Here is a 25714-nt window from a genome sequence, read left to right on the forward strand (position 1 = left end):
ATTGCAACGATTGGCAGTGATGGCGAAACGGTCACTCCGTCGATTCCCGAACCTGATGTGTGGACCGGCATGGCGAGAGCCAATGCCTTGGGGGCATTGAGGTGGAAGCGCGCGAAAATCCATCGAGGCTCGCGGCAAGAACTTTTTCGGCCGCATCATGAAGCCGGATATACGTCAGCAGTTGTGACCGAAAGTCGGAACTGTCAAAGCCGTTGCAATCGGGCGGGGTCCATATACATCCACACACGACCCGCCGCGATCCGTCCCGCAAAGCTGAAAACTGCGTTTCGCCAAATCGATCGCCAAAACATGAACTTCAGACATATGCACGTCCTCCATAACTGCGCCTCCCGGCGCCGACCCAGCATCACACAATGCTGGGTGGAGGGGGCATCCACCCCATCAGTTCAGTTCCCCAGCCCGCAAAAGCTTGCCCAAGGCGATGGCGTCGCGGCGGTTTGTCTTGACCCGATCGCCAGGCTTTCTGGGAATCAATGACGGCGCACCGACGAGGCAGGAATAGCCAAGGGCCGAGATGACCCAATGCAGACCGTAGCCGGTCGGCCCGGCTTCATAGCAAAAGTGAACGTGCTTGTGCTTTGCGGCGATCCGCTTCACGAGGCGGCGCATGCTCTCCTCGGATGAATCGACTTCTCCGAGATAGCGCGCCTCGCCCCCGCGCTCGCCCTCGGCAATAGCGACTGCGTTCCGAGTCTTGGCGACGTCGATGCCGACAAAAACTTCTGTATAATGGTCCACGGCTCGCCCTCCTGCGTGAGGCTCGGTTCGGCCTACCCGAGCAACCCTCGGATGCGCAGATTAGGGTGAGCCACCACCTTCGCAGAAACGGACATACGGACTTACAGATGTTCTCCTGGGGGTTCAACTCGGGACATTTGGCCGGTAGCGGCAGGATCGTGACGTTGTGCGGAACGTCGAGCTTGTTCGTCATGTGCCATCCGGCCTGATCGAGCATCAGCACGGCATGGTTCCCGGGCGCGACGTGTCTGGCGATTTCGGCCAGGTGCAGGTTCATCGCATATGTGTCGCATTTGGGCAGGACGAGCGCCACGCCCTTGCCCTCCTTCGGCGCGATCGCGCCGAAAATATAGGTCGACGCCGTGCGCTGATCTTTCGGGGCGCTGGGGCGCGAGCCGCGCTTCGCCCAGCGCCGCGTAATCTTGTTTTTCTGGCCGATGCGGGCTTCGTCGGCGAACCAGATTTCTATGCGGTCGGCGTCGACGCCTCTTTCGCGGCCGATCTCCTCCAGCCGCGCGGGGAAATTTTTTTGAACGCCTCGATCGCCCCGTCCTGTTGCGCGTGATGGCGCGGACGCGCCGAGAGCTTGCGATAACCCATTTTGCGCAGTTCGCGGCTCATGGTCGTTTCGGAGACAGACAGCCGGAACTCGTCGAACAGCCATTGGCAGAGATCGACGATCCGCCAGCGCACGACGCCATGGACAGCAGCGATCGGCCCGTCTTCGACGATGCGCGCCAGAGCGGTCCGGTGCGCGTCCTGCATCAGCGACGCCGGCCCCGGCGCCTTGCGGTCGAGGAGGCCATCTGGCCCATGAGCGTTGAAGCGCAAGACCCAGTCTCGCACGATTTGCAGCGTCACGCCGCCGATCCTGGCGGCTTCGCTGCGCGGCGCCCCCTCGTAGATCGCCGCCAACGCCAGTAGCCGTCGCGCCTGCGGCCCGTCTTTCGCGCCGCGGGCCAGCACCCGAAGCCGATTCGCATCGAAATCGCCCCGCAACCGCACCGCCGCAGCCATGACGAACCTCCATCGGTCCATCGCACAGATTCAGATATTTCCCGATTTGGGAACAGGCAGTGAGTGACGCCTCGCGCCGCTTGGTATCAGCCCATCAACCATCACTGCGCGTCTTAGCCGGGCATAAAGTTGCAATGTGAACATCCTTTCGGCCTCTCCATGCCCGTCGATGACATCGAGTCGCGCCTATCAGGACCGGCACACTTTTACGCCGTCGTCACAGCGGCCCACAAAGCCGGTTCAGTGACACACTTTGCCGCCGCTAGTCATAAAGCAGTTTGATAGCCACGTCGCGCCCATGTTGACAACGATGGCTGGACGGCTCTACGGACGACGCCCTACTTGATCGTTACTTTTGTGCGTTGCAGTAAATTAGGCGGGTCGATTTCTCCTACGTGGGCGCCACTGGAAGCAACCATACTGGATTGAGCGTAGCGCATTGCCTGATGTAGACAATCCTATTTTCCGTTCTGGCGAAATTCATCGACATTTTGTCTCAGGGCTCTATCGCAGCCATCAGACTATCATTTAATGAAAAGGGGGGAGGAAAGGTCATTGCTTCAGAAGGTTGAGAAACGCCGGTTGACCAACCGCGACAGAGTGATTCACCCCCTCTTCGTCCGCATCACGCATTGGATCAATGCTTTTGCGGCGATCGCCATGTTGATGAGTGGTCTGCAAATTTATAATGCCTCGCCTCTCTATGATTTCAGGTTTCCACCAGACGTAACGCTCGGAGGGTGGCTCGCGGGCGCCCTCGCCTGGCATTTTGCCGTGATGTGGCTTCTGGTCATCAATGGACTTGCTTACCTCGCATATGGGGTGTTTTCAGGTCATTTCGTTCGCAAAATCCTGAATATCGGCGCGATGTCAGCCTACCGGAACATCAAGCTGGAAATGAAGCATCTGTTGCTTCACGGCACAGGCGAATATAACATCGTGCAGCGTGTGCTCTACGTCATAGTGATCTCGGACGTCATCCTTTTGTTCTTTTCGGGGCTAGCGATCTGGAAGCCCGTGCAATTCGGGGGCCTCGCGGCGTTTTTAGGAGGATACGAGCAGGCTCGGCATATCCATTTCTTCGGAATGACGATTTTGGTGGCCTTCCTCATCATCCATGTCAGCGTCGCTTTCGCGGTCAAAGGGACAATCAAATCCATGTTTACGGGACGATTGACCAAAGGTCAGTTGCAGAGGTTGGAGCGTCAGTGAAAACTCCTAAAGAACGAAGTGGTCCGTCACTAGCTTCATTTCGCCCTCAATTGGAGCGCATTGAGCGACGCTTTTTCCTAAAGCAGGGCCTGTCCATTGGCGCACTCTCCCTCCTTTCGGGTTGCACGCTAAAGGATGAAGACTCTGTTGACCGCATTCTCTGGACGATGTCCCGTTGGAATGATCGCGTGCAGGCGGCTCTGTTTAATCCGGACAGCCTCGCGCAGACTTACGCGGAGACGGACGTAACGACGCCCTTTCCCTTCAACGCCTATTATGAGGAACCTCTGGCGCCAGTCGTCGATGGCGAAAAATATCAGCTCGCCCTGTCGGGTCTGATAGACGACAAACGGCCGTGGAATCTCTCGGAACTGCGCTCGCTGCCACAAACAACGCAGATCACTCGCCTTGTCTGCGTAGAAGGCTGGAGCGCGGTAGGCAAATGGGGCGGCGTTCCGTTCAAGACCTTCCTGCAGCGGATAGGCGCGGACCTCACGGCGAAATATGTAGGTTTCCAATGCGCTGACAAATACTGGACCAGCATCGATATGCCGAGCGCGCTGCATCCCCAAACGCTCCTCGTCCTGGATTTCCCGGGAAAGCCCGGCGAGACGAAATACGGTTACCCTATCAAAATCCGCATGCCAACGAAACTCGGCTTCAAGAATCCAAAATTCGTCACCGAAATTTTCGTGACGAATGACAACCCCGGCGGCTACTGGGAAAAGCAGGGCTACAACTGGTTCAGCGGCCTTTAACTCATTTTGTAAAAGCGATTGCGCCGCGTGATCGCGGCGCAATGTATATAGCAACCGCTATTCGTGAGTCTCAGACGCCAGCAAAAGCGAGTTTCTCACTGAGAGTTTTGATCTCTTGCTGAGCTTCGACCTGCTCGGTGATATCGTACTGCACGCCGAGGAAATAGACCACGTTCCCGCGTTCGTCGAAGAGCGGCTTAACGACAAGGCGATTATGGAACAGCTCCCCGTTCTTACGGTAGTTGCGCAAGGTGACTTCGACAGCTTCGCCTTTCTTGATTGCTGCACGAAGGCGCTCCAATTCCGGCTGGTCTCGATCGCTCCCTTGCAGGAACCGACAATTGATGCCGATTATTTCTTCCTGCGTATAGCCGCACATATCCTCAAAGGCTTTATTTGCGTAGACAATCGGCGAATCCTCGAGATCGGGGTCGCTGAGCGTGACACCATTGACGCAGGAGTCGAGGATCTGGGTCAGGACATGCGGGATAACGCCATTGTCCTTTTGAACTACGAACATGATTTTCTCCTTGTAGGAACCGTCAAGCCGGTACTCTTTCGGTCTCAGCGACTGCCTCTTCAAGCAATTGCTTGATGTTCTCGATTGTTTGGATGGCGCCGTCCTGCAACGCAGTTCGTATGAGCTTCTGAAAGGGCCTCATAACGAGCTCGATCTCTTTGAGCTCGAATGTGAAGATAATACGGGTGGCGCCATTCTCTTCCTTGAATTCATAAGCCGAACGGAAGGGCTCGCTTGTGCCGGAAATCTCGAAAATGTCGTTGGGCGCAAACTGCGAGACTTCGAATAAGGACTCGCTGTCTATGCCTCTGTCTCGCGTCACCTGCCGCCCCTTGGCGCCAAGGCAGACCGGCGGAGGGGAAAGCTGCTCAAGCTCCACGACCTGGGGGCACCATTTCCGATAGTTTTCAAAGAACTGTCTACCAATGATTTCATAGGCTTTCGACGTCGGACAGGCGATAAGTTCCTCCGCCTGACCGGCAACAGGCTTTGTTCCCCCGATGCCGAGCATAAACCCCTCCTGGCTCTTGATTGATCCCGTCTATCGGATCATATAGTCGTGCAATCACCGGTTGTAACTGTCAATACTGGCCATTTGCCTGAGGGAATCGGCCGGTTTGCGGCCTTAGGCGGGTTGGTGCGCGGACAGGAGGAAGGCAACCATGAGCAATGAGCGCAGCAATAATCGGCGAAGCTTTCCAGCCTTTGGAGGTTTGCTTGGGCGCGTGGGGAGAGAGCAATGACTTCTGGGATCGAAGGCCCTCTATTTGGTGCGGCGGTATTGCTTTTTGCAATATTGCTCGTCGTGGAGAAAAAGTTCCCCTACATGCCAATTTCAAAAGAGGAATTGAAAAAATCGTTTTCGACAAACACTGGCGCTTTCCTTGTCAACAATCTGATCATGAGCGTCTTTTCTCTCTCGAGTCTTCTGATCGTCGCGTCCAATTACGCCGACTACGGTCTCCTCGGGCGCATGTCTGACGGCCCGCTCAAATGGATACTGAGCTTCATTCTTTTCGATTTCGCCGTATATGTATGGCATTATCTCGGCCACAAATTCGAGTCTCTGTGGCGCTTTCACAAGATCCACCACAGCGACAAGAGCTACCACGTCACGACGGGGCTCCGCTTCCATGTGCTGGATCAGTTCCTTGAAATTCTAGTCAAGTGCTTCTGCGTCATTCTGTTCGGCGTCCCTGCCAGCATCGTCGTGGCTTGTGAAATCGTTCGAATGTTTTTCGTGCTGTTTCACCATGGGAACTTCACCTTCCCCGGCGAAAGGCTCCTCTCTTACGTCATCATTACGCCGCACCTGCACCGGGCGCATCATTCCACGCTCCGGGAGGAGCACGATAGCAATTACGGTATTGTGCTCTCTATCTGGGACTCCATGTTCGGCACTCGCAAGGAACTGGTTCCCGCCAATATCGGCCTGGAGCTCATCGAAGCTGAAAACATTGTCCAGCTTTTTAGTCTGGCGTTCCTGACCGAACGCAAGCTCGCGAGATTTCTCCACCTCGTGCCTCGCCGCAAGAGCTAGGGGCAGAGCGTCAGGCGAGTTGGGCCGATAAGATAAGCAGATCGAGCTTATGGGGAGCGTTCAACGCGATGGGGCGGCGGCGTAACGTATTTGCCACGCCCTTCTCAGGGCGAAGTCCCGTCGAGCGAAACTAGCTTAGCGCCAGAATGGCAAGAATCAGTGGCTGTTTGGCTGACCCCGTTGCTGGCGAAAAGGAAAAAGGCGCTAGCTTTTGTCGCAGGTGTGATGCGGCAGAAAACGAGGAAAAGGCAAATGCACGATCTTCTTCTTTGGGCCGGAGCAGCGATCCTTATCATTGGCTTCCCTATCGTTCTCGCGTCCAGAATAAAGAAATAAGGAAACCTCAATCTGCTTCGGTCTGGAGGGGGCGGTAGAGCCCATCGTCTTCTCTAGGCAAAAGGGTTGAAGGCCGTTCAGATGCGATGTTCTGGACGGCCTTTAAGTTCATGCGCCGATCCCCGGTAAGACGTGCCGAAGGATCAGGCAGAATGTTCTCGCGAAGGGCGCTTCATACTTTCTCGACTCAAATGCATGCGCTCTTCCCTTTGCTGCCCAACGAACTAAGTCGTTGTCGATGAGCACGCCAGGTCGTAGCTTCCTTACTGCGTTCGCTAGCATTTTCATCAATCGTCCGGCGAGAAGCGAGGACAAGCAGACTGCTTTGCCCGTCATAGATGATATCAGCCGTGAACCGCCGATTGCGACGATCGGAACCAATTGGCAGCTGTTCACCGATACGGTTATGGGCGGCGTCTCCAAAGCGACTATGACCCGTGAGACTGTCGCATATAGAGAGGCTATTCGGTTGCGAGGGAACGTCAGCCTCGAAAACAACGGCGGCTTCGTTCAAGTCTCCCTCGACTTCCGCTCAGATGGCGGGCCAATAGACGCCGGGGGATGGAGTGGGATCGAGGTAGATGTCTTCGGAAATGGTGAGGAATACGGGATCAATTTGCGGACGACCGATCTTACCCGCCCTTGGCAATCCTATCGCCAAACCTTCATCGCGGCTTCTCATTGGGAAACAGTGAGGTTTCCATTCAATAATTTCGTTCGCAACCGGACAGAAGAGCTGGCTCCGGTTGTTTGGACAGTTCCCCGCGGATTTTAAGTGGATCTCTGCCGGGTTTTGCTGAACGCAGGGCGTTTCGATTTTGTCGCGGCGTCGGGAGGGCGTAGCCCGACCAGAGCTGCGGCAAAATCGAAGGGGACATTTATGCGGCCATCGCCGTTTCCTGTTTGTCGAAGCAGGCCTCGTCGGGCGTGCGCCCGTCAAGGCTCGAATCCGGGCGCCGCTCGTTATAAAACGCCAGTTACCGACTGATCGACGCGCGCGCCTCAGACACGCTCTCATAGGCCCGCAGATAGACCTCCTCGTATTTGACGCTGCGCCACAGCCGCTCGACGAAGACATTGTCCCGCCAGGCGCCCTTGCCGTCCATGCTAATCAAGACCTTCGCATCCAGCAGCACGCTCGTGAACACATAATGCACGCAATGCTCAAAACGGGGACTTTCTTCGACCGAATGGTGGGGATAGCCGCGTAACCGTTTAGAGATAGCGTTCGCATCGAGCGCGCCAGAACGTCTCTGCAGGGACGTGGGCCGAGCCATTCCGTTTGATGGGATGCACCGCTGCCTCAGCAAAGTGCGTCATCCACATTTGAAGGCTCTTCCCGCGAAGCCCCATCGTGTGGCGACCGATGTCGACTGCGAAGACGACCCTGCACCCGGCATAGGCTTTCGACGCCTCGCATAATCGCTTGACTCTACACCCGCGATTAGACGACTCCATCACTCAAGCTACTGTCCGAGTTTCCGCGGCGAGTTCTAACTACCGATCTCGTCAATCGCTTTGAGGCGGAATCGCGCGCCGCTTGTCAGGGACGAGTGGCCGATTAAAGTGGTTCGTCTCGAATCCATCCTTCCCGGCCAACACCGGGATCGACCAGTCGCCCGGGCTGGGGGCGAACGACTTTCTCATCTCGTAAACTTGCTTTAAGAGCGCACGTCGATCTTCACCGCCACCAATCTCGCGTTCTGCGAATGGATGAGCGTCTTCGGTAACGACATAATGACAATGGCGCCGCTCGACCTTCTCAGGCGCCACTGTGAGATATTCGGGACCGGTAACCAATGCTGGCGCTTCAAAGTCCGCAACTCATTGCGCGGCAGCGTTCGTGGTTACTCGAGTCGGTCCATGCCGTCCGTTCGTAATGAAGCGCGTGACGGGGAATTTAATTTCGGACGCCGATTAGGCATCGCACTTCAGCGGCCCTTGACGGCCAACATCCATGTCGCGCACGAGCCTGGCGGCACGCGATCTACAGCTCAGAATCCGCCGAATCATAGCTCGTGAGCGCCATGCCGACGCATAAGTTGACAATTACAGGGCGCGACCAATTCGTGATAACGTCCTCCTCATCCGGGCCCCAGATCAGGTTTCACAACAGTGAACTGATGGGGTGGAGGCGGCATCCAACTCATCAGTTCAGAGGCGATTATAACGATGTGCTTGTGGAGAATTTCTGGACTCTCCTGACTGCTGATTTGTCGGAAAATCGCTAACGGCGATCCTGCCTTCTTTAAAGCATGGTCGCCGAGCGGAGTGATGATCGATAAATTGGTGAAATTCGGATGGCGTCGCCGGGCGATCGAGGTTGGTTTCGAAACAGAAAAAAGCGAACTCGGATTTGATCACATCAAGACGCGCGCCTTGCATGGGCGACGTCGCAACCGTTGAAAAGAACCTGCAGCCACTCGCAGTCAGGAGACCAGAGCGAGACGGAAACACCAATCACGGACGCCATTTTGACAAAGCGTCTATCGGCTATGCCGTTCTTCGCGCCTTGGCGCTGAAACGCGTTGATTGACCGACGTCCACGCATAATGTCAAGTGTGTGCCACATTGAATTGCTGGCTGGGAGCCGGGGTCTTTGAGAGGACATCATCTCACGATAAAAACGCTTTTTCGCCGTGGGAGGCGCTTCCAGAATACTCCGCGTAGAAAATTCGAGGCGCGCTATGAAGCTGAATTTCTTAACTAAAGGTCTCGATCAGCCCGACTTTGTCGCGCGGGCGGTCGCCACAGTGTCGATTGCTGCGGCTGCTATCATGCTCGGCCTTCTATTCTGGAGGCTTTCAGAGTTCCTGCCGATTGTCTTCGCTACGATTGTCATAGCTGTCGCTTGGCGTGGCGCCGCGGAAAGCTTTGGCGCCCGCTTTGGAATTCCGACTGGCCTTTCCATTCTCACGGTCGCACTCGCGCTCGTCGTGGGAGTCGTTGTGACGCTGATGGCGTTCGGCGGTCAGCTTGTCCGGCAATATGACGAAGTGGCGCTCGACGTGCCTGCGGCGATCGAGCTCATCCAACGACATGTCGAAGAGCATCCCTGGGGCCGATTCGTCGAAAAGTTTGTCCTGGACGTCGATTACTCGAAGGCGGCGGCCCCCATCGCCCAGCATGTCGGAGCCGCGCTCGGCTCCTTGGGCAATGCATTCGCAATGACTCTGTTCGCCATTATCGGCGCCGCGTATCTTGCCGCCGATCCGAAAGGACATGCCGAGCGCGTCGTGGCTTTGACCCCAGCGCACCATCGGGAAAAGGTTTCAAGGTTCCTCCAACGGTCCGGGGGGTCCCTGCGCCAATGGCTGATTCTGCAACTTTATGTCATCGTCATGAATGCGTTCTTCGCCGGCGTGGCGTTATGGGCGTTCGGCGTGCCCGCGCCGCTCGCCCTTGCGACGATCAGCGGCGCGCTCGCCTTTATCCCCTATTTTGGTTCGATAATCGCCCTCGTGGTTGGAGCGCTCGTGGCCTTGCCGCATGGCGTCGATAGCGCCGCCCTCGCGGCTCTCTCGATCGGCGCAGCCAGTTTCGTCGAGGGCTATCTGATTACGCCGTTTCTTCAGAGCCGTTCCTTGAGCGTGCCGGCTGTGGTGCTGCTGTTTTGCATGCTGGCGTTCGGCGCGCTTTTCGGCGCCATGGGCGTCGTGCTCGCGGTGCCGGCGACCGTCGTTTTGAGCGTCGCCTACGAAGTGTTCGCTGAGACGCAGAAGGCATAATTTATCGCATTGCGGGCTTGATCGGCGATGCGATCTGGCGGAAGCGAAGCAATATTGTGGATGAGGTGTTTCGTGGCAGGCGGGATGAATTCGATTCGAGTGAAAATGGGAACATCATACGGAAAGTCACAAAAATTGGCGGTTTGGTCGCGCGTTCGAACGGAAAACCGCCGGCGCTTTTCAACGGGCGAGTAATCCGGTCCCTGCAAGCACAGTCGCGATGGCGAGCAGAGCCGCCGCTGCAACCGTCCACTGCTGCAGAACGCGCATCTGTCGTTCAACACAGGGACCGATTATACCGAAGCGACTCACGGCTCCCTGCAGCAGGACGATGATATCGCCTTCGGGCGCGTTCGGCGCTCGATCAAGCCAGCGCCGTGAGATCGCCGCCAGCGCGGCGCCTGCCGCGACCGGCCAAAGGGCCTCCCAGACCAGACGATAATTCAGCAGCGATGCGGCGCTCGCTGGCGCGTCTGCAAGGAAATATGCGGTTGGAACGACGACGGAGGCCAATGTCACGGCGAGCCACGGGGCGATGACCCCGAGCGTGGTTTCGGGCTTGCCGCGGAGCGGCTCGGCGTGCAGGCGCGCCACGAAATGCAGCATGAGCAAAGTCGTGGCGACGGCGGACAGAGTCGAGAGAACGTCGAGGAGGCCGCCCCCCAGCGGCGCCTTGATCGCCAGTTTCGCGATCGCGCCGCCCATTGGCGGCAGGCCGGCAAGGCTCAGCGCGAGCAAAGCGATCAGCGGGAGCGTCCAGGCGCGCCGTCCACGGGCTGCGGACATGACGACGCCTGTCGCCAGGAAAAGGCCTCCCTTCGCCAGGCCGTGATGCGCCGCATAAAGGGCGGCGGCGCCCGCCGCGGCGGCGTTCGCGCCGGCGAGTCCATTGCCCAGCGTCGCGGCGACAAGGCCCATTTGACTGACGCTGGAATAGGCGAGCACGGTTTTCGCGTCGCGCTGCGTCAGGCCGATGGCGACGCCATAAAACGCCCCGAACATGCCCAGAACCACGAGCGCTTGACCCCAGCCAGCAACCTCGACGCCAAAGGGGAGGAAGCGAGTAAGCCCAATGACGCCTGCGTTGACGGCCGCGCCACTCAGGATCGTTGACGCCGGAATCGGCGCAGTTCGATAGGTCGAGGGCATCCAGACATGCAAGGGGAAGGTTCCTATTTTTGTCGCGAAACCGGCGATGAGCAGGCCAACAACCGCATCGCGCCAGCGTGATGTCGGCAGCGCGGCGACGCCGTCGGAAATAAGAAGGCTTTGATCTGGCGCGCCGAGCGCGAGCGCCGCGAAGGCGACGATCAGAAAGGCCTCTCCGAGAAGCGCGACCGAAAGGTAGAGCCGGCCTGCCTTCTCTGGTGCGCCGCCCCGCCCAAGGGTGATCAGCCCGTAGGCCGGCAGGCTGACCAAGGCGAAAACAAGATAGAAACTGACCACGTCTGCGGAAAGAAAGACGCCGACATTGCCGATGAGCGTCAGCAGCCAGCAGGCGGCGAACCAACCATCCCTCATTTCGTCGGGCGTCACGGAGGCGGCGAAGACTCCCGCCGCGATCCAAAGCAGAGCGCTTACGCCGAGGAGCAACGCGCCCGCCGGATCGAGGACGAACACGGCGGGAAAAAGCGTTTGGTCCAGCACCAGCGGGCCGGATTCGGCGGCGAGAATGGCGGCGGCGAGCGCGGGAACGGGGGCGAGCACAAGGAACGTCGGTCTCAGAGCCCGCAGGCGCGACGCGAGGCAACCGATGAGAAAGACGAGCGGCGTCGCGAGGGCGACCCCGATGGCCTGCGGCCCATAGGCGAAAGTCGCCAGTTGCGGGAAGAGGGAGCTGATCATCTGACGAACTCCGTCTTCGCGCCTGGCGCGCCGACGAGCACGAGCCTCGAGAATTCCGGCGGCGCGAAACCCAGCAGGATGGCCGTCATCGACAGGACAAGAGCGAGCGCGACGCCGCCCGATGAAATCGAGGCGGGAGGCGCGGGTGGGATATTCGTTGCGGGCGCCAGCGCCGGCGCGATCACACGGTAGACGTAGCCTGCGGCGAGGAGTCCTCCTGCCGCCATCACGAGCGCCCATATCCATTGGCCGCTTTCGATCGCAGCGGTCAGCAGCAACCATTTCGCCGTAAACCCGCCGCTCGGCGGCAGGCCCATCAGCGAAACGCCGCCAAGGGCGAAGGCGAGGACTGCGGGGGCGGCCACACGGCCGAGCCCGCGAAATTCCGCTATGCGATCATGGCCGAGCGCTTGCGCGATGAGTCCTGCCGACAGAAACATCGCCGCCTTGGCGAAAGCGTGCGACACCGCCTGCATCGCGCCGCCAACCCAGGCCGAGGCGGCCCAGGGATGCGCGCCGACGGCAAGGGGAAAGATCAGGAACAGATAGCCGATCTGCGCGACGGTCGAATAGGCGATGAGCAGTTTCAGCCGCGCCTGTCGCAACGCCAGCACACTGCCAAAAACAATCGCTCCCGCTCCCAGGATCGCAAGCAGTTGGGCGGCGACTTCGCTCATTTGCGACGGCGCCAGGTTGAGCCAGAGTCGAAGGACGAGAAAAAACGAGGCTTTGACCACGAGAGCCGAGAGCATGGCGCTCGCCGGCGGCGGGGCCCCCGCATGGGCGGGAGGAAGCCAGAGATGCAAGGGGAAAAGCGCGGTCTTTGCCAGAAGACCCGCCGTCATCGCGGCGAGCGCAACCCATGCCGCGGCTTCCGGGCGAACTCGCGACGACAACAGGCCGATATCGAGAGCGCCATAGGCGCCATAGAGGAGCGTTGCGCCCAACAAATAGAGCGCCGACCCGAAAAGCGCGAACAGCAGATAACGCAGCGCCGCGGCGAGAGTCGCCGCCCGCCCGTCGAGACAGACGAGCGGAACCGCGGCGAAGGTGAGCATCTCCAAGGCGACGTAGAGATTGAACAGGTCCCAACCAAGGAAGACGCCGTTAATGGCCGCCCAAAGGGCCAGCAGCAGCGTCCAGAAGGCGAAACTCGCGCGACTTTCCCGCTCTCCCTTGTTCACGCCGAACAGGCCGACAGCAAAGAGCCCTGTCACGGAAATAATGAGCGCGGCGGTCACCAGCATGGCCGCCGAGAATCCATCTGCTCGCAAGACGACGCCGAGCGGCGGACTCCACCCGCCGATGACATAGACAAGCGCCCGATCGTCTCGCCAAACGACATAAGCGATGGCCGCCGCAAGCGCGGCGCCGATGGGCGTCACGGCGAGGGCGGTCAGCATTGTCCTGCGTTCGCCGAGCAGGAAGGCGAGCAACATGGCGGCGACAGGCAGGATGATGATCGCCGGCAGCAGAAGACTGGCGCCCGTTGAAGCTGGATCAACCGCCACGAGAGTCAACTCGCACCGTTCCGGTCAGCAGGATCGGTCGGGAAAAACGGCGTCTGCATTACTTTGAAAACGCGCAGCAGAAGCGCGACGGCGAGAGCCGTCGCCGAAAAGGCGACGACAATTCCGGTGATCACCAGCGCTTGCGGAACCGGGTCCGCGCCGACGCCGGCGGCCGCCCCCCGGCGCGCAATGGCCCCGAACAAAAGAAACACGCCGCCGCCCATGACATTGAAGGCGACGATCTTGCGCAAGAGATGCGGATTGGTCACGAGTCCATAGAGGCCCAGTCCGACCAATGCGGCGCCGCCCAGACCGGCGAGCGTGATCGCGTTCATCGCTGCGCTTTCCTCGTTGGCGCGCCGAGCGCCAGCAGTCCCAGCGCGACGGCGATCGAAAGGGTCAACCCAGCCTCGACGAGGAGGATGAGCGGCTTGGCGTAGCCTTCCGGATAAGCAAGAAAGGCCCCGGCAATCGCGAAGCCGGCGACGCCGATCGCAATGAATAACGCAGGTCCGCCGACGAGCGCGAAGCGCAGCCACGGATGGCCGACCGACGGCGCGTCGCGCAAGCCGGCGACCATTACGAGAATCCACATCGCGGCAAGGATCGTTCCGCCCTGGAACGCGCCCCCCGGCTCATTCGCGCCAGTCCAAACGAGGTGAACGCCTATGATGACGCCGAGAGGCGGCAATAATTGCCCGAGAAAGACCAGCGCTCCATCGGGCGCGAGCGCGCCCGGAGACTCGGGCCGGCCGCCCCAGTCGGCGTCGCGCGCGAAGGACCAGACTCCGACCAGCGCCAGAACGAGCACCACCGACTCCAGTAGGGTGTCGATCGCGCGGTAGGCGAGAAGAACGCCGGTCACCGGATTGCCAAGCCCCGTCTCGGGCAAACGCTGGACAGCCAGCGGCGCCAGCGTCGGCGGTTCAGGCGGCAGCGACAGGACGGCGGCGGCGATTCCGCCCGACGCCGCCGCGCAAAGCAGCGCGCAGAGTGATTTGGCGAGGGGCCCGAGGCGCTCTGGCGCCGCGGCGTCGCCGTCCCCAATCCGCGCCGCGGCGCCGATCAGCAAGGCGCCCGTCACGCCGCTGCCAATGGCCGCCTCCGTGAGGGCCACATCCACGGCGGAAAGGCGAACCCAGATAAGCGCTAATAGCAGCCCATAGGAGATAAAGGCGACGACGCCCGTGAACGCCTCGCGCGCAAAGATCGCATAGGCGGCGACGGCCAGCGTGAGCGCGGCAAGGCTGGCGTCCAGAAAGAAGGTCGCGCTCATGGCTCGGATAAGTCTTTGGCGACCGCGCCAATCAATTGACTGAGCGTCGTTCCCGCCAGCTGCGCGACAAGCCAGACGAGGCAAAGCTTAACCGCGCCGAGGAAACTGCCCGCTTGTGGCGCCAGGCCGAGCACCACGAGACCGAGGCCGAGATTATCTGCCTTCGTCAAAGCGTGCAGACGCGTCAATGTGTCGGGAAACCGCAACAACGCGACGACGCCGGCCAGGAAGAAGAACAGGCCGCCGCTGACGCAGAGAACCGAAAACACGTCAATCGCCAGATTCATCAGCACGATCTTTCACTGCCTCATCCCCGTGCTCCGCGACGGTCGTGGCTTTGAGGAAGGCTATTCCGGAAAAAGCGGCCAGCAGAGCAAGAACGAGCGCGACGTCGACAGCCCCGCGTACGCCTCGCGCTTCGGCGAGAAGCAGCGCCGCGACGCCGCCGGTCCCCAGGAGTTGCGCGGCCAACATCTGGTCCGCCCTGGTGGGGCCGCGCAAAACGCGGAACAGGCCGATCGCCGTAGTCGCGACAATCACCGCTGCGGCCACGAGGAAGAAGTTATCCACGATCGCGCTCCAGCCCGAGCGCCTCGCGAAGCTCCGCCTCCTCCCGCATGAGGGTCACGACGACGGGAAGACGTGCGTCCAGACAATGGATGTCGAAGTTTCCCTGTGCGTCGGAGCGGATGGGGACGGAGCCGGGCTGCAACGCGGCAAGCCCCGCGAGGGCGTTTTGCGCCGTTCCGGGGGGCAGATTAGTGGAATAGGCGACAAATCCGGGGTGAAGCGGAAGAGACGGGTCGAGTGCGCGCCTTGCGACGTCGGCGCCGGCGGCGAACGCCTGGAATGGAATTGGAAGGATCAAGCGAATCCAGGCGAAAAAACGCGGCCGTGTGTCGGAACAGGGCAGCAGAGCGATGCTCGCCCATGTTGTCCCGATGGCCGTAAGCGTTCCGATCATGAAATCCACAACCGATACGCCAGAGACGACCAGCCAGAGACAAAGGAAGACGATTAGCCGGGGGAAAAGGCATGTCGGGCGGGTGCGCCAGGAGAGTGACATGTCTTTGTTCGCTTTTCGGTCTTGTAAGCGCCGTGACCTTGCCCCGAGGCGCTGTTGCAATCGAGTGAAGACGCGCGAAGCCGGTAAAGCATCCCGCAGAAAAATGATCAGACGCCGTGGCCGATGCGCGCCCGCTTCGAGAGCGGCGCGACGTCACACGCTTTCGTCAAACTTTGCGAGCGTAAGACGCGTCTCCGGTTTTCATAGCGGCTGGAATCTGCGTCGCGCGGCCGAGCTCTCTCATTTGCTCCTGCGCCGCGTCCGCGAGCGCTTTCGCATAGTCGCTTTGCAGGCGCCAGAATTCCTGAGGATCTTTGGCCCGTGCAAGTTTTTGGGCGTGATCGAACGCCGCCTTGATATTGGCTTCCGCATAGCCGAGCGCCCGCGCATTGGCGTCGCGGGCGCTTTCAGGAAGCATCGGCTCTACCGAGTTGACGGCTTGGCGCGTCGCGCCCAAGAAGGCCTCGAACGCATGTCGAGTCTGTTCGACGCTTTTCTCGACCAGTTCACACACGCCACCCGGCGCTTCAAAGGTGGACTGCGACATGGGCGCTCCTTCGTCGAAACTTCGTTTCCCGGGTGTCTTGGAGCTTTAGGTGAGCTTGCTTTCTTCTGCAAACTCGGCCGCCACCTGCCCCGGGCCTTTTGATAGCGGCCAAGCGGCGTTTTATTACTGTAACTTAACACAACGACAATGCGCATAGCCGTGACGCGTGTTCCCGCGACGCGTCCATTTGACGCATCTCTTTCCGGCAGCCTCTTCAAACGCGGTTTGTTCCGCTTCAGGGAAGGACAATGGCGCCGCGCTATTTATATCGGTGGAGGTTGAAAGAACTGCCGAAATTGATGGCCTCGAAGCGAGTGACGGCATGTCACAAACCGCGCCGAATAACGCGGGTTTCGGATTTTGGATCATCGGAATTTTCCTTGCTGCTCATGGCGCAAGCTGCTTTCAAAAACCTGTCAGCAGTGATGTATAGAGCTCGGAATGCAGGATTTGACGGATTGGCGGCTTTGCGCTTGGTCACCGACCCGGTTTCTTCGCCGGAAGCGTTTCTGATGCGCAATGCTTTTTCCTGCCATGCGTCTTGTTTTTTTGGTTCTCAGTTGTCCACTCCCCAACGGCCTGCCATTTGCCGCAGCCACGCGAAAGGGCGGGAATGACTCGTGATACGGTTTCGATCGACCTCGCTTTGCAGGGAGGCGGCGCGCATGGCGCCTTCACTTGGGGCGTGCTCGATCGTCTCCTCGAAGAGAGCTGGCTGAAAATCGAAGGGATTTCAGGAACCTCCGCAGGGGCGATGAACGCTGCAGCGCTTATCAGCGGCTATGTCGGCGGCGGCGCCCAGGGCGCGCGCGCGACTCTTGAAAGATTCTGGCGCCGGGTGTCGGACGAAGCGCGTTTCAGTCCCCTGCAACGGACTCCTCTGGATGTGATGCTTGGGCGCTGGACGCTCGACAACTCGCCGCTCTTCATCGCGAGCGACATGATGTCGAGACTGCTTTCGCCTTATGACCTCAATCCGAAAGGGGTGAACCCGCTACAGCAAATCCTTGCCGAGATTATCGATTTTGGAAAGCTTGAGCGTGCGCCGATCAAGATTTTCGTTACGGCCACCTGCGTGTCGACGGGGCGCGCCCGCATTTTCAGAAACGCCGACGTCACAGCGGATGCGCTGCTCGCCTCGGCATGCCTGCCGACGATGTTTCAGGGCGTCGAGATCGACGGAGAGCTTTATTGGGATGGCGGTTATTCGGGCAATCCGACGATCACGCCGCTCGTGCGCGAATGCGTTTCGCGCGATACGATACTGGTCCAGGTCAATCCCATCGAACGCAAGGACAGGCCGCGCTCCGCGACCGAGATCTCCAACCGTCTCAATGAAGTCTCTTTCAACTCGGTGCTACTCAAGGAGCTTCGTATGATCGCGCTCCTCCGCCAGGCGGCCAATCCGGGCGACAAGGAAGGCGCACGTTGGGCCGGCATGCGCATGCATCGCATCTCGACCGAGTTGATGACGGAGCTCAGCGCCTCGTCGAAGCTCCTCGCCGAATGGCGATTCCTTTGCATGTTGCGCGACGAGGGACGCCGCGCCGCGCAGGAGTTTCTCGATCTCTCCGGCGCCGATGTCGGAAAGCGCTCGACGCTGGATCTCGACTCTCTCCTTCACGGAATTTGACCCCATGGGACTCATTGGAATTCTCGCCGGCCTTTCCGCGCTCATCTGGCTCGCCTATCGTGGCTGGAGCGTCCTTCTGCTGGCGCCGGCAGCGGCGCTCATCGCGGTCGCCTTCGCGCGCGAGCCGCTGCTCGCCCATTGGACGGTGACCTTCATGAACGGCGCCGCGCGCTTCGTTGCGCAGTTTTTCCCAATATTTCTTCTCGGCGCCTTGTTCGGGAAGCTGATGGACGACAGCGGGTCGGTGACCGCGATCGCGCATTTCATGGCCGAGAAACTGGGGCCGAGCCGTGCGATCCTCTCGGTCGTGCTCGCAGGCGCTTTTGTCACCTATGGCGGCGTGAGCCTCTTCGTCGCCTTCTTCGTGCTCGCGCCGATGGCGCAAGAGCTTTTCCGCAAGGCCGGCACGCCGCGCCGCCTGGCGCCGGCCGCGATCGCGCTCGGAACCTCGACCTTCACCATGTCCGCGCTGCCGGGGACGCCGGCGATCCAGAACGCGATCCCCATGCCGTTCTTCGGCACGACGGCCTTCGCGGCGCCGGGCCTCGGCGTTATGGCCGCGATCATCATGTTCGTTTTCGGCATGTGGTGGCTGGCGCGGGCCGAACGCGCGGCGCGGCTGCGCGGCGAGGGCTATGGCGAGGATCCCGGCGCGACCGTCGATCCGATCGAGAATCAGATCATTCGCGAGAAGGCGGCTGTCGCGCATGAATTCGACCTTGCAGAAATCCCCCACGGCCATCGCGGCGACAAGCCGAATATCGTGGTGGCGTTCCTGCCGCTGATCGTCGTCGTCGGCGTCAATCTCGTCATGTCGCTCGGCGTCATACCGCGCATGGATGATTCATTTCTCTCCGAGGAGCGCTGGGGCCCGACGACGCTCGCCGCGGTCGGCGGCGTCTGGTCGGTGATCGTGGCGCTCGCCGTCGCCATCGTGACGCTGATCGCCCTGAACTGGCGTCGCCTGACCGAAATTCGGGAAAGCGTCGACGCCGGCGTGACCGCTTCGGTCCTGCCGCTGCTCAGCGTCGCGAGCCTCGTGGGCTTCGGCGCCGTCGTCGCCGCGCTGCCGGCCTTTGCGGCGGTGCGAAGCTGGGTGCTGTCGATCGAGGGCGGGCCGCTCGTTTCGCTCGCCATCGCCACGAATGTCCTGGCGTCCCTGACCGGATCGGCCTCCGGCGGGCTCACGATTGCGCTCGACACGCTCGGGGAGACCTATCTGCGTCTTGCCGAGCAGAAGGGCATCGATCCGGCGCTCCTGCATCGCGTCGCGGTGATCGGCGCGGGAACGCTCGACAGCCTTCCCCACAATGGCGCCGTCGTGACCTTGCTCGCGGTGTGCGGCTGCACGCACAAGGAGAGCTATCTCGACATCATCGTCGTCGCGATCGTGAGCGCCATTCTCGCGCTTGTCGCCGTCATTGCTGTCGGGTCGGCGTTCGGGTCATTTTGAGTTGGTCAACGATCGGGCCGGGCAACCCCGCGCCAACTTGTCGCGTATGCCGGGGCGCGGGTCAGGGCCTTATTGTTCGGTCGCGTCACGCGCGGCTGGTGCCGCTCCTGACAGCGTCGTCAGGCTTGTGCGGCGAGACATGTTCGCTTTGGCGGCAGGTTGTTTTCAGCGCGACGGACGCGGTCAAGTCGGGCGAAGCGGCCACAATTTGCAACCATTCCAGAAGCTCGCGGCGCTTTATGGCCAGGGACCCTTATCTGCTTCGTATGCTTCGTCAGCACGGGCGATCTCGGCGTTGCGCGTCGTCGGCGACCAGCCGCCGCCGAGCGCCTGATAAAGGCTGACGGCCGACTGGAAATGCGCGAGGCGGGCCAAAACGAGATTAAAGTCGTATTGAAAGTAAGTGGTCTGCACGGTCGACAGCGTGATCACGTCGATCGTGCCCTCGAGGAGTTGCGCCTGTGCGGCGTTGAGGGCGATCTTCGACATAGCGAGCGCTTCCTCGCCGATTTTCACGCTCTTCGCCGTTTCCTTTGCGGCGATGAGCGCGCTTTCTGTATCGGCGAGCGCGGCGAGAATGCGCTGGCGATAGAGCGCGGCGGCCTCCTTGTAGCGTCCCTGTTCGAGTTGATACCGGCCTTGCAGATTGAATCCGTCGAACAGAGGCTGCGCGAGATTGGAGCCGATCTCCCAGGCGACCGCTTCCGGCCGCAGCAGATTGCGCAGGACGATGCTCTGCAGCCCATATTGGCCGTTGAGTGTGATCGACGGAAAGAAGGCCGCGCGCGCCCGCAGAACCGAAAACTCGCGTGACGCGAGAATCGCTTCGGCTTCCGCCACATCGGGCCGTCGCAGGAGGACTTCGGAGGGAAGCCCCGGATCGAGGCGCGGGTAACGCAACCCTTTCAGGGATCCACCCTTGACATCAATCGTTTCTGGCGTCTCGCCGAGAAGGACGGCCAGAGTGACCTTCGTTTGCCGCAGAATTTGCTCCAGCGGCGGAATTGTCGCCTTTTGTCCCGCGAGAACCGCAGCCTGCTGTCCATAATCGAGCATAGTCGCGGCGCCCTTTTCGAGGCGCGCGGTGATGGCCCCGAGCACATGGTCAGCGATGCGCACATGCTCCACCGCAATTTTCAACTGGTCCTGCACGGCGAGAACCTGAAGATAGGCGTTCATGACAGCGGCGAGCGTGGCGATCTCGACGACGTCCCGGTCGAAGCGCGATGCATTCGCAAGAATGCGGGCGGCGTTCGAGGCGCTCTGGTTCTTGCCCCAGAAATCGATCTCGTAGCTCGCGTTCAATCCGAGCGTAAAGAGATTGGTGCGCGTCGCGCTGAACGACGCAAGGCTTTCGGCGAGGGCCGCCGCCTCGTCCTTGCCGGCGCCCTGCAGGAGGGCTTTGGTCGGGTTGAAGTTGGGGACTTCGCCGATGACGGTCCCCGGAACCTGTGCGCGCTGCGCATTGGCGCCGAAATTGATCGACGGCCACAACGCGGAACTGACGATGCGGGCGTTGGCGTCGGCCTGGTCGATACGGGCGACGGCGGCGGCGATGGCGAGGTTGTCCGAGAGCGCGCGCGACGTGAATTCGGTAAGCTCCTTCGAGCCGAATTTGCCGGCGAAATCCGAACCCGATGCAATTGGCCGCGCAGATTTTGGCTTTGCTTCGTTGAACCGCTCCGGCGGCGGAACCGCCAAATCCGGCTTTTCCCAATCCAGATTGCAACTCGACAGCCCGGCGACGGCCACCGTTATGGCGAGGGAGGTCCATGTGCGCCGCCATGCGCGCCGCTGTCTAGCTCGAAACCGTCTCGATCGCGCCAACGCCGTGGTCCGCACTTTTTCCCCGCGCGCGTTTTCCCGCTGCTCCCGGCGGGAAGCAGTTCGACAGATGCCTTCCACATTTTGTATTATCGTGTCTCGCTGGCGAACCGGGGCCGCGCGTCCGACCGCTTCGCCTTTATCCACAATAAAATGGATTTCAGCGAGCGGTCCATGCAGACCGCGCAGCATTTTCATTCTACGGATTTAGGAATATTTCAATATTGGAAAAAGAATAGTGAGTCTCGTCAGGCAAGGGGCAATGACGTCATTTCACTGGCGTTTTCTATGGTGCGTGTCGGCGCTTGCGCTGATGCTTGCCGCCTGCGGCCGGGACGCGCAGGACGAAGCGCAGGCGGCCCGCCCGGTGCGCGCGATCGTCATAGAAAAAAGCAAGCTCGGCGAAACTATTGAACTGACTGGTGTAATTCAGCCGGAAAACGAAGTCGCGCTCTCCTTTCGGATCGGCGGCCGCATCGTCGAACGCCTGGTTGGAACCGGCGACGCGGTCAAGGCCGGCCAGTTGCTCGCGCGGCTCGACTCGCAAAATGAGATGAACGCGCTTCGCTCGGCGCAGGCGCGTCTCACCGCGGCGCAGGGGCGTTCGCGCGAGGCGCGCAACATCTTTGCCCGCGAGCAGTCTCTTCTCGCGCGCCGCTACACGACGAAAACAAAATTCGACCAGGCGCTCACCGCGGTGGAAACGGCGAAGTCGGACATCGAGGACGCGACGGCGCAGCTCAAGATTGCACAGGATAATGTAAGTTATACAGAGCTTAAATCCGACGTCTCCGGAACGATCGTCGCGCGAGCGGCGGAAGCGGGCGAAGTGGTTCAGCCTGGCCAGATGATCTTTCGCCTGGCCCGGACAGGGGGGTGGGACGCCGTCTTCGACGCGCCTGCGCGTATTTTGCGCGATGCGACGCGCGACGCGCGCGTCGATCTGGCCCTGACCGATGATCGGAGCGTGACCGCCGTCGGCCGGGTTCGTCAGGTGGACCCGCAGGCGGACCCTGCGACGCGCACATTTCGCGTCCGTGTGACGATTCTGTCGCCGCCGCCGGCCATGCGGCTTGGCGCCACCGTTTCCGGCCGCATCAGGCTGGATCCGAAGGCCGCGATCGCGATTCCCGCAAGCGCGCTGACGGAAACGGACGGCCAGCCGAGCGTCTGGGTGGTCGATCGCGCATCGATGACTGTTTCCTTGCGCAAGATCAAGGTTTCGCGCTTCTCCAGCGACGTCGTCATCGTCACGGAAGGCCTCAAGGCCGAGGACACCATCGTCACGGCGGGCGTTCAGGCGCTGCATCCCGGCCAGAAGGTCCGCCTGCTGGAGGCGCGGGAATGAGCGGCCTCAATCTCTCAGCCTGGGCGCTCCGACACAAATCCTTCATGGTCTATTGCATGATCGCGGTGACCGTGGCGGGTTTGAGCTCCTATTTCAGTCTGGGGCGCGACGAAGATCCTAATTTCACTTTCCGAACGATGGTGGTGCAGGCGTTCTGGCCGGGCGCAACCATCGACGACACCCTCAAACAGGTGACCGAGCGTATCGAGCGCAAGCTCCAGGAGACGAAGAGCCTCGATTTCATTCGCAGCTACACGACTGCCGGATCAGCGACGATTTTTGTCAATCTGAAAGGCGCTACGCCTCCTTCGGAAGTCCCTGACATATGGTACCAGGTGCGCAAGAACATCGGCGACATTCGCCACACCTTGCCCGCCGGCGTCGTGGGGCCCGGTTTCAACGATGATTTCGGCGACACCTATGGAATCATTTATGGATTCACCGCCGATGGCTTCACGCAGCGAGAATTGCGCGACTATGTCGAGAAAGTCCGTTCGACGCTCCTCGGCGTGCCGGATGTCTCCAAAATCGACGTGCTTGGCGCACAGGACGAGCGGATCTTCGTCGAATTTTCGACGCGGCACCTCGCCGGACTTGGAATCGACCGTTCGCAGTTGATCGCGGCGCTCCAGCAGCAGAACGCGGTCAGCCCCTCCGGGGTCGTCCAGACGGGTGACGAGAAGCTTTCGCTGCGCGTCTCCGGCGGGTTCGATTCCGAGACGGATATTCTCGCCATCAACATTCTCGCCAATGGCCGGTTGGTGCGACTGCGCGACATCGCCGAGATCAGACGCGCTCCCGTCGATCCGCCGCAGCCCATGTTTCGCGTCAACGGGCGTCCGGCGATCGGACTGGCCGTCGCCATGCGGGCCGGCGGCGACGTTCTGGCGCTCGGCGCCAATATTTCCAAAGCCATGAAAGAAGCGACCACCGATCTGCCGGTTGGCGTCGAGCCGATCCTCGTCGCCAACCAGCCGCAAATCGTCGAACACGCCATCGGCGATTTCATGTCGTCGTTGTGGCAGGCGATTGCGATCATCATGGCGGTCAGTCTGGTGAGCCTCGGGCTGCGCGCGGGCGCCGTCGTCGCGATCTCCATACCGCTCACTCTCGCAATCGTGTTTCCCATCATGCAGATGGCGGGCATCGACCTTCAGAGAATTTCACTCGGCGCGCTGATCATCGCGCTGGGCCTGCTCGTCGACGACGCCATGACGACAGTGGACGTGATGACCTCGCGCCTGGCGCTCGGCGACGACAAGGAGGCGGCGGCGAGCTACGCCTATGACAGCGTTGCGATGGCGATGCTCACCGGCTCATTCGTCTCCGCCGCCGGCTTCGTGCCGATTGGCCTCGCGAAGAGTTCGGCCGGCGAATATACGTTTTCGATCTTTGCCGTGGTGTCGATCGCGCTGATCGTCTCCTGGTTCGTCGCCGTGCTCTTTACGCCATTGATCGGCGTCCTTTTGCTGACGAAGCCCGAGGGACCGGTCGCCACGCAGGAGGGCCGGGTTATGGCGGCCTTCCGCGAGCTTCTTGTCAGCGCGATGCGAAACCGTTGGGTGACGATAGGCGCCACTCTTGCCTGTTTCGTTATTGCAATATTGGTCTCGCCCCTCGTGCCGCGGCAGTTCTTCCCCGCCTCCGACCGGCCCGAGCTCGTTGTGGACCTTTCGTTGCGACAGAACGCCTCGATCTACGCAAGCCAGGAGGCGACGGAGCGGCTGGAGAAAGTCTTGAAGGACGATCCCGACGTGGCGAGCTGGAGCGCCTATGTCGGTCGCGGCGCGATACGCTTCTATCTTCCTCTCAACGTGCAACTCGCGCATGATTTCTTCTCGCAATTCGTCATCATCGCAAAGGACGTGGAGGCGCGCGAACGCCTTCACAGGAAGCTGGAAACCGTTCTCGCGGACAGGTTTCCCGGGCTCGTCACGCGCATCGCGCCGCTCGAACTCGGGCCTCCCGTGGGATGGCCCGTGCAATATCGTGTGAGTGGCCCCGATGTCGAAAAAGTGCGCGACATTGCGCTCGGTCTCGCGAAAGCGATGGGCGAGAGTCCCACCGTCACGCGGATCAATTTCGACTGGATCGAACCGGCCCGCGCCGTTCATGTGAAGGTCGATCAGGATCAGGCCCGGCTACTCGGATTGAGTTCGCAGGCCGTCGCCAGCGCGTTGCAGGGCGTCGCCACGGGCCAATCGATCACGCAGGTCCGCGATGATATTTATCTCGTCGACGTCGTCGCGCGAGCGACGGACGAGCAGAGGATGTCGCTCGATACGCTGCAATCCTTGCAGATTCCCCTACCCAATGGAGGAGTCGCGCCCTTGAGCCAGCTGGCGACCTTCGAATTCCGCCAGGAAAGCCCGCTGATCTGGCGCCGCGACCGAACGCCGACCTTGACCGTACAAGCCGACCCCGCGACGGGCCTCACCGCCGAAACGGCCGTGGCCGCGATCGCTCCCGCCGTCGCGTCGATGAATGCGAGCCTCCCGCCGCAATATCGCATCGAGACGGGCGGGACCGTCGAGGAGAGCGCCAAATCCCAGGGCTCGGTGTTCGCGCGTGTGCCGCTGATGCTGTTCCTGATGACGACTTTCCTGATGATCCAGTTGCAAAGCTTCAGCAGGATGTTTCTCGTCCTCGCGATCGTGCCGATGGGTCTCATCGGCATTATCGCAGCCCTGCTCATTTTCGGTAAGCCGCTCGGGTTCGTCGCGATCCTCGGCATTCTGTCGCTGCTCGGCATGATCGCGCGCAACGCGGTCATTCTCGTCGAGCAAATCGAGATCGAACGCCGCGAGCAGAGCGATCAGTGGAAGGCCGTCGTGGACGCGACGCTTTCGCGATTCCGCCCGATCATGCTGACGGCGATTTCGACCGTTCTCGGTCTCATCCCGATCGCGCCGACTGTCTTCTGGGGCCCCATGGCCTTCGCCATCATGGGCGGGTTGCTCGTCGCCACGGTTCTGACGCTGGTCGTCACGCCGGCGCTTTACGTGCTGTGGTTCGGCATAAGAGAAGCGGCCTGACGTGACGTCCGGGAATTGGCGAGCGCCAATATCGCTCCGAAACGACGCGCTTCCTCTTTGAAGACGCGACGCCGTCGTAATCGAACCCTGTCGAGCGCTCCGGCAGGATCGCCATTTCGCGCTTGATCTTTTCGTAAGGAACGGCGTCGAGCAGATGGCGGATGCAGTTTGACCGGGCGCGGCGCCTGTCGTCCGAGGGGACAATATGCCAAGGCGCGAATTATTTGTCGGTCGCTTCGAACGTCATGTCTCCGACGCGCGAATATTCGCACCGTCGGCCTGGGGATGCACGCCGCGGACGTCTGC

23 protein-coding genes and 3 pseudogenes are annotated in these 25714 nt (G+C 60.7%); 11 read left to right on the forward strand and 15 right to left on the reverse strand.

The window, feature by feature from the left end; translation table 11 throughout:
* Positions 1 to 408: 408 nt before the first annotated feature.
* Positions 409 to 759: pseudogene (locus tag MET49242_RS25060) on the reverse strand (transposase); the annotation flags it as partial.
* Positions 760 to 826: 67 nt separating this feature from the next.
* Positions 827 to 1776, reverse strand: a pseudogene (locus MET49242_RS26180) (IS630 family transposase); the annotation flags it as partial.
* 555 nt (positions 1777 to 2331) lie between these two features.
* Here MET49242_RS26180 and MET49242_RS12720 point away from each other — a divergent pair.
* Together MET49242_RS12720 and MET49242_RS12725 are read left to right on the forward strand one after the other, a co-directional pair.
* Positions 2332 to 2988: a cytochrome b/b6 domain-containing protein gene (locus tag MET49242_RS12720; protein ID WP_244430808.1), complete on the forward strand. Its 657-nt coding sequence runs from the start codon at positions 2332 to 2334 to the stop codon at positions 2986 to 2988.
* Positions 2985 to 3746 carry a molybdopterin-dependent oxidoreductase gene (locus MET49242_RS12725; RefSeq protein ID WP_036283288.1) on the forward strand — a complete coding sequence of 254 codons (762 nt, stop codon included), beginning with the start codon at positions 2985 to 2987 and terminating at the stop codon, positions 3744 to 3746. The genes MET49242_RS12720 and MET49242_RS12725 overlap by 4 nt, the downstream gene beginning before the upstream one ends.
* Positions 3747 to 3816: 70 nt before the next feature.
* On the opposite strand, the gene MET49242_RS12730 is transcribed toward MET49242_RS12725, so the two are convergent.
* Together MET49242_RS12730 and MET49242_RS12735 are read right to left on the reverse strand one after the other, a co-directional pair.
* Positions 3817 to 4266, reverse strand: coding sequence for a PAS sensor domain-containing protein (locus MET49242_RS12730; protein ID WP_036283291.1), 450 nt, complete (start codon positions 4264 to 4266; stop codon positions 3817 to 3819).
* A 22-nt stretch (positions 4267 to 4288) separates the two neighbouring features.
* Positions 4289 to 4777, reverse strand: coding sequence for an SRPBCC family protein (locus tag MET49242_RS12735; protein WP_036283293.1), 489 nt, complete (start codon positions 4775 to 4777; stop codon positions 4289 to 4291).
* Positions 4778 to 5005: 228 nt separating this feature from the next.
* Here MET49242_RS12735 and MET49242_RS12740 point away from each other — a divergent pair, with 228 nt between their 5' ends.
* Both MET49242_RS12740 and MET49242_RS12745 read left to right on the forward strand, forming a co-directional pair.
* A complete protein-coding gene (locus MET49242_RS12740; protein ID WP_036283296.1) occupies positions 5006 to 5806 on the forward strand; it encodes a sterol desaturase family protein in 801 nt (266 codons plus the stop codon).
* A gap of 574 nt (positions 5807 to 6380) precedes the next feature.
* Entirely contained in the window at positions 6381 to 6917 is a 537-nt protein-coding gene (locus tag MET49242_RS12745; RefSeq protein WP_051134180.1) for a CIA30 family protein, read from the forward strand.
* Between the two features lie 103 nt (positions 6918 to 7020).
* Here MET49242_RS12745 and MET49242_RS12750 read toward each other — a convergent pair.
* Positions 7021 to 7287: pseudogene (locus MET49242_RS12750) on the reverse strand (integrase core domain-containing protein); the annotation flags it as partial.
* Between the two features lie 532 nt (positions 7288 to 7819).
* On the opposite strand from MET49242_RS12750, the gene MET49242_RS26630 reads away from it, so the two are divergent.
* Both MET49242_RS26630 and MET49242_RS12755 read left to right on the forward strand, forming a co-directional pair.
* A complete protein-coding gene (locus MET49242_RS26630; RefSeq protein ID WP_371212553.1) occupies positions 7820 to 8164 on the forward strand; it encodes an ATP-binding protein in 345 nt (114 codons plus the stop codon).
* Between the two features lie 665 nt (positions 8165 to 8829).
* A complete protein-coding gene (locus MET49242_RS12755) occupies positions 8830 to 9870 on the forward strand; it encodes an AI-2E family transporter (protein ID WP_036283299.1) in 1041 nt (346 codons plus the stop codon).
* A gap of 180 nt (positions 9871 to 10050) precedes the next feature.
* Here the strand turns inward: MET49242_RS12755 and MET49242_RS12765 are convergent, their stop codons facing one another.
* The 8 genes from MET49242_RS12765 to MET49242_RS12800 all read right to left on the reverse strand — a co-directional run bounded on the left by MET49242_RS12765 (position 10051) and on the right by MET49242_RS12800 (position 16115).
* Entirely contained in the window at positions 10051 to 11715 is a 1665-nt protein-coding gene (locus tag MET49242_RS12765; RefSeq protein WP_051134181.1) for a complex I subunit 5 family protein, read from the reverse strand.
* Positions 11712 to 13226, reverse strand: a complete 1515-nt coding sequence (locus MET49242_RS12770) for a complex I subunit 5 family protein (protein WP_036287964.1) — start codon at positions 13224 to 13226, stop codon at positions 11712 to 11714. The genes MET49242_RS12765 and MET49242_RS12770 overlap by 4 nt, the downstream gene beginning before the upstream one ends.
* 5 nt (positions 13227 to 13231) lie before the next feature.
* A complete protein-coding gene (locus MET49242_RS12775; RefSeq protein ID WP_051134182.1) occupies positions 13232 to 13561 on the reverse strand; it encodes an NADH-quinone oxidoreductase subunit K in 330 nt (109 codons plus the stop codon).
* Positions 13558 to 14502 carry a hydrogenase subunit MbhD domain-containing protein gene (locus tag MET49242_RS12780; RefSeq protein ID WP_036283304.1) on the reverse strand — a complete coding sequence of 315 codons (945 nt, stop codon included), beginning with the start codon at positions 14500 to 14502 and terminating at the stop codon, positions 13558 to 13560. Before MET49242_RS12780 ends, MET49242_RS12775 begins: the two co-directional genes overlap by 4 nt.
* Positions 14499 to 14789 carry a monovalent cation/H(+) antiporter subunit G gene (locus MET49242_RS12785; RefSeq protein ID WP_036283307.1) on the reverse strand — a complete coding sequence of 97 codons (291 nt, stop codon included), beginning with the start codon at positions 14787 to 14789 and terminating at the stop codon, positions 14499 to 14501. Before MET49242_RS12785 ends, MET49242_RS12780 begins: the two co-directional genes overlap by 4 nt.
* The gene (locus tag MET49242_RS12790; RefSeq protein ID WP_036283310.1) at positions 14773 to 15072 is read right to left on the reverse strand and encodes a hypothetical protein; all 300 of its coding nucleotides are present in this window, start codon (positions 15070 to 15072) and stop codon (positions 14773 to 14775) included. The genes MET49242_RS12785 and MET49242_RS12790 overlap by 17 nt, the downstream gene beginning before the upstream one ends.
* Positions 15065 to 15568 (reverse strand): Na+/H+ antiporter subunit E, encoded by a 504-nt coding sequence (locus tag MET49242_RS12795; RefSeq protein ID WP_084679079.1) that lies wholly within the window; start codon positions 15566 to 15568, stop codon positions 15065 to 15067. Before MET49242_RS12795 ends, MET49242_RS12790 begins: the two co-directional genes overlap by 8 nt.
* 166 nt (positions 15569 to 15734) lie before the next feature.
* Positions 15735 to 16115 (reverse strand): phasin family protein, encoded by a 381-nt coding sequence (locus tag MET49242_RS12800; RefSeq protein ID WP_036283312.1) that lies wholly within the window; start codon positions 16113 to 16115, stop codon positions 15735 to 15737.
* A 248-nt stretch (positions 16116 to 16363) separates the two neighbouring features.
* On the opposite strand from MET49242_RS12800, the gene MET49242_RS25075 reads away from it, so the two are divergent.
* Genes MET49242_RS25075 through MET49242_RS12810 form a run of 3 tightly spaced genes read left to right on the forward strand, consistent with a single transcriptional unit; the run spans position 16364 to position 19201 of the window.
* Positions 16364 to 16732, forward strand: a complete 369-nt coding sequence (locus tag MET49242_RS25075; protein WP_144259615.1) for a hypothetical protein — start codon at positions 16364 to 16366, stop codon at positions 16730 to 16732.
* A complete protein-coding gene (locus tag MET49242_RS12805; RefSeq protein WP_036283314.1) occupies positions 16729 to 17748 on the forward strand; it encodes a patatin-like phospholipase family protein in 1020 nt (339 codons plus the stop codon). The genes MET49242_RS25075 and MET49242_RS12805 overlap by 4 nt, the downstream gene beginning before the upstream one ends.
* Positions 17749 to 17752: 4 nt before the next feature.
* Positions 17753 to 19201, forward strand: a complete 1449-nt coding sequence (locus MET49242_RS12810; protein ID WP_036283316.1) for a GntP family permease — start codon at positions 17753 to 17755, stop codon at positions 19199 to 19201.
* A gap of 237 nt (positions 19202 to 19438) precedes the next feature.
* On the opposite strand, the gene MET49242_RS12815 is transcribed toward MET49242_RS12810, so the two are convergent.
* On the reverse strand, positions 19439 to 20953 hold the full coding sequence (locus tag MET49242_RS12815) for an efflux transporter outer membrane subunit (protein WP_244430809.1): 1515 nt from the start codon (positions 20951 to 20953) through the stop codon (positions 19439 to 19441).
* Positions 20954 to 21287: 334 nt separating this feature from the next.
* Here MET49242_RS12815 and MET49242_RS12820 point away from each other — a divergent pair, with 334 nt between their 5' ends.
* A complete protein-coding gene (locus MET49242_RS12820; RefSeq protein ID WP_036283318.1) occupies positions 21288 to 22373 on the forward strand; it encodes an efflux RND transporter periplasmic adaptor subunit in 1086 nt (361 codons plus the stop codon).
* On the forward strand, positions 22370 to 25408 hold the full coding sequence (locus MET49242_RS12825; RefSeq protein WP_036283321.1) for an efflux RND transporter permease subunit: 3039 nt from the start codon (positions 22370 to 22372) through the stop codon (positions 25406 to 25408). Before MET49242_RS12820 ends, MET49242_RS12825 begins: the two co-directional genes overlap by 4 nt.
* Here MET49242_RS12825 and MET49242_RS26395 read toward each other — a convergent pair.
* Positions 25359 to 25613: a hypothetical protein gene (locus tag MET49242_RS26395; RefSeq protein WP_256378616.1), complete on the reverse strand. Its 255-nt coding sequence runs from the start codon at positions 25611 to 25613 to the stop codon at positions 25359 to 25361. The two genes, MET49242_RS12825 and MET49242_RS26395, sit on opposite strands and share 50 nt — an antisense overlap.
* Positions 25614 to 25714: the final 101 nt, after the last annotated feature.

The organism is Methylocystis sp. ATCC 49242 (assembly GCF_000188155.2).
Lineage (GTDB): Bacteria > Pseudomonadota > Alphaproteobacteria > Rhizobiales > Beijerinckiaceae > Methylocystis.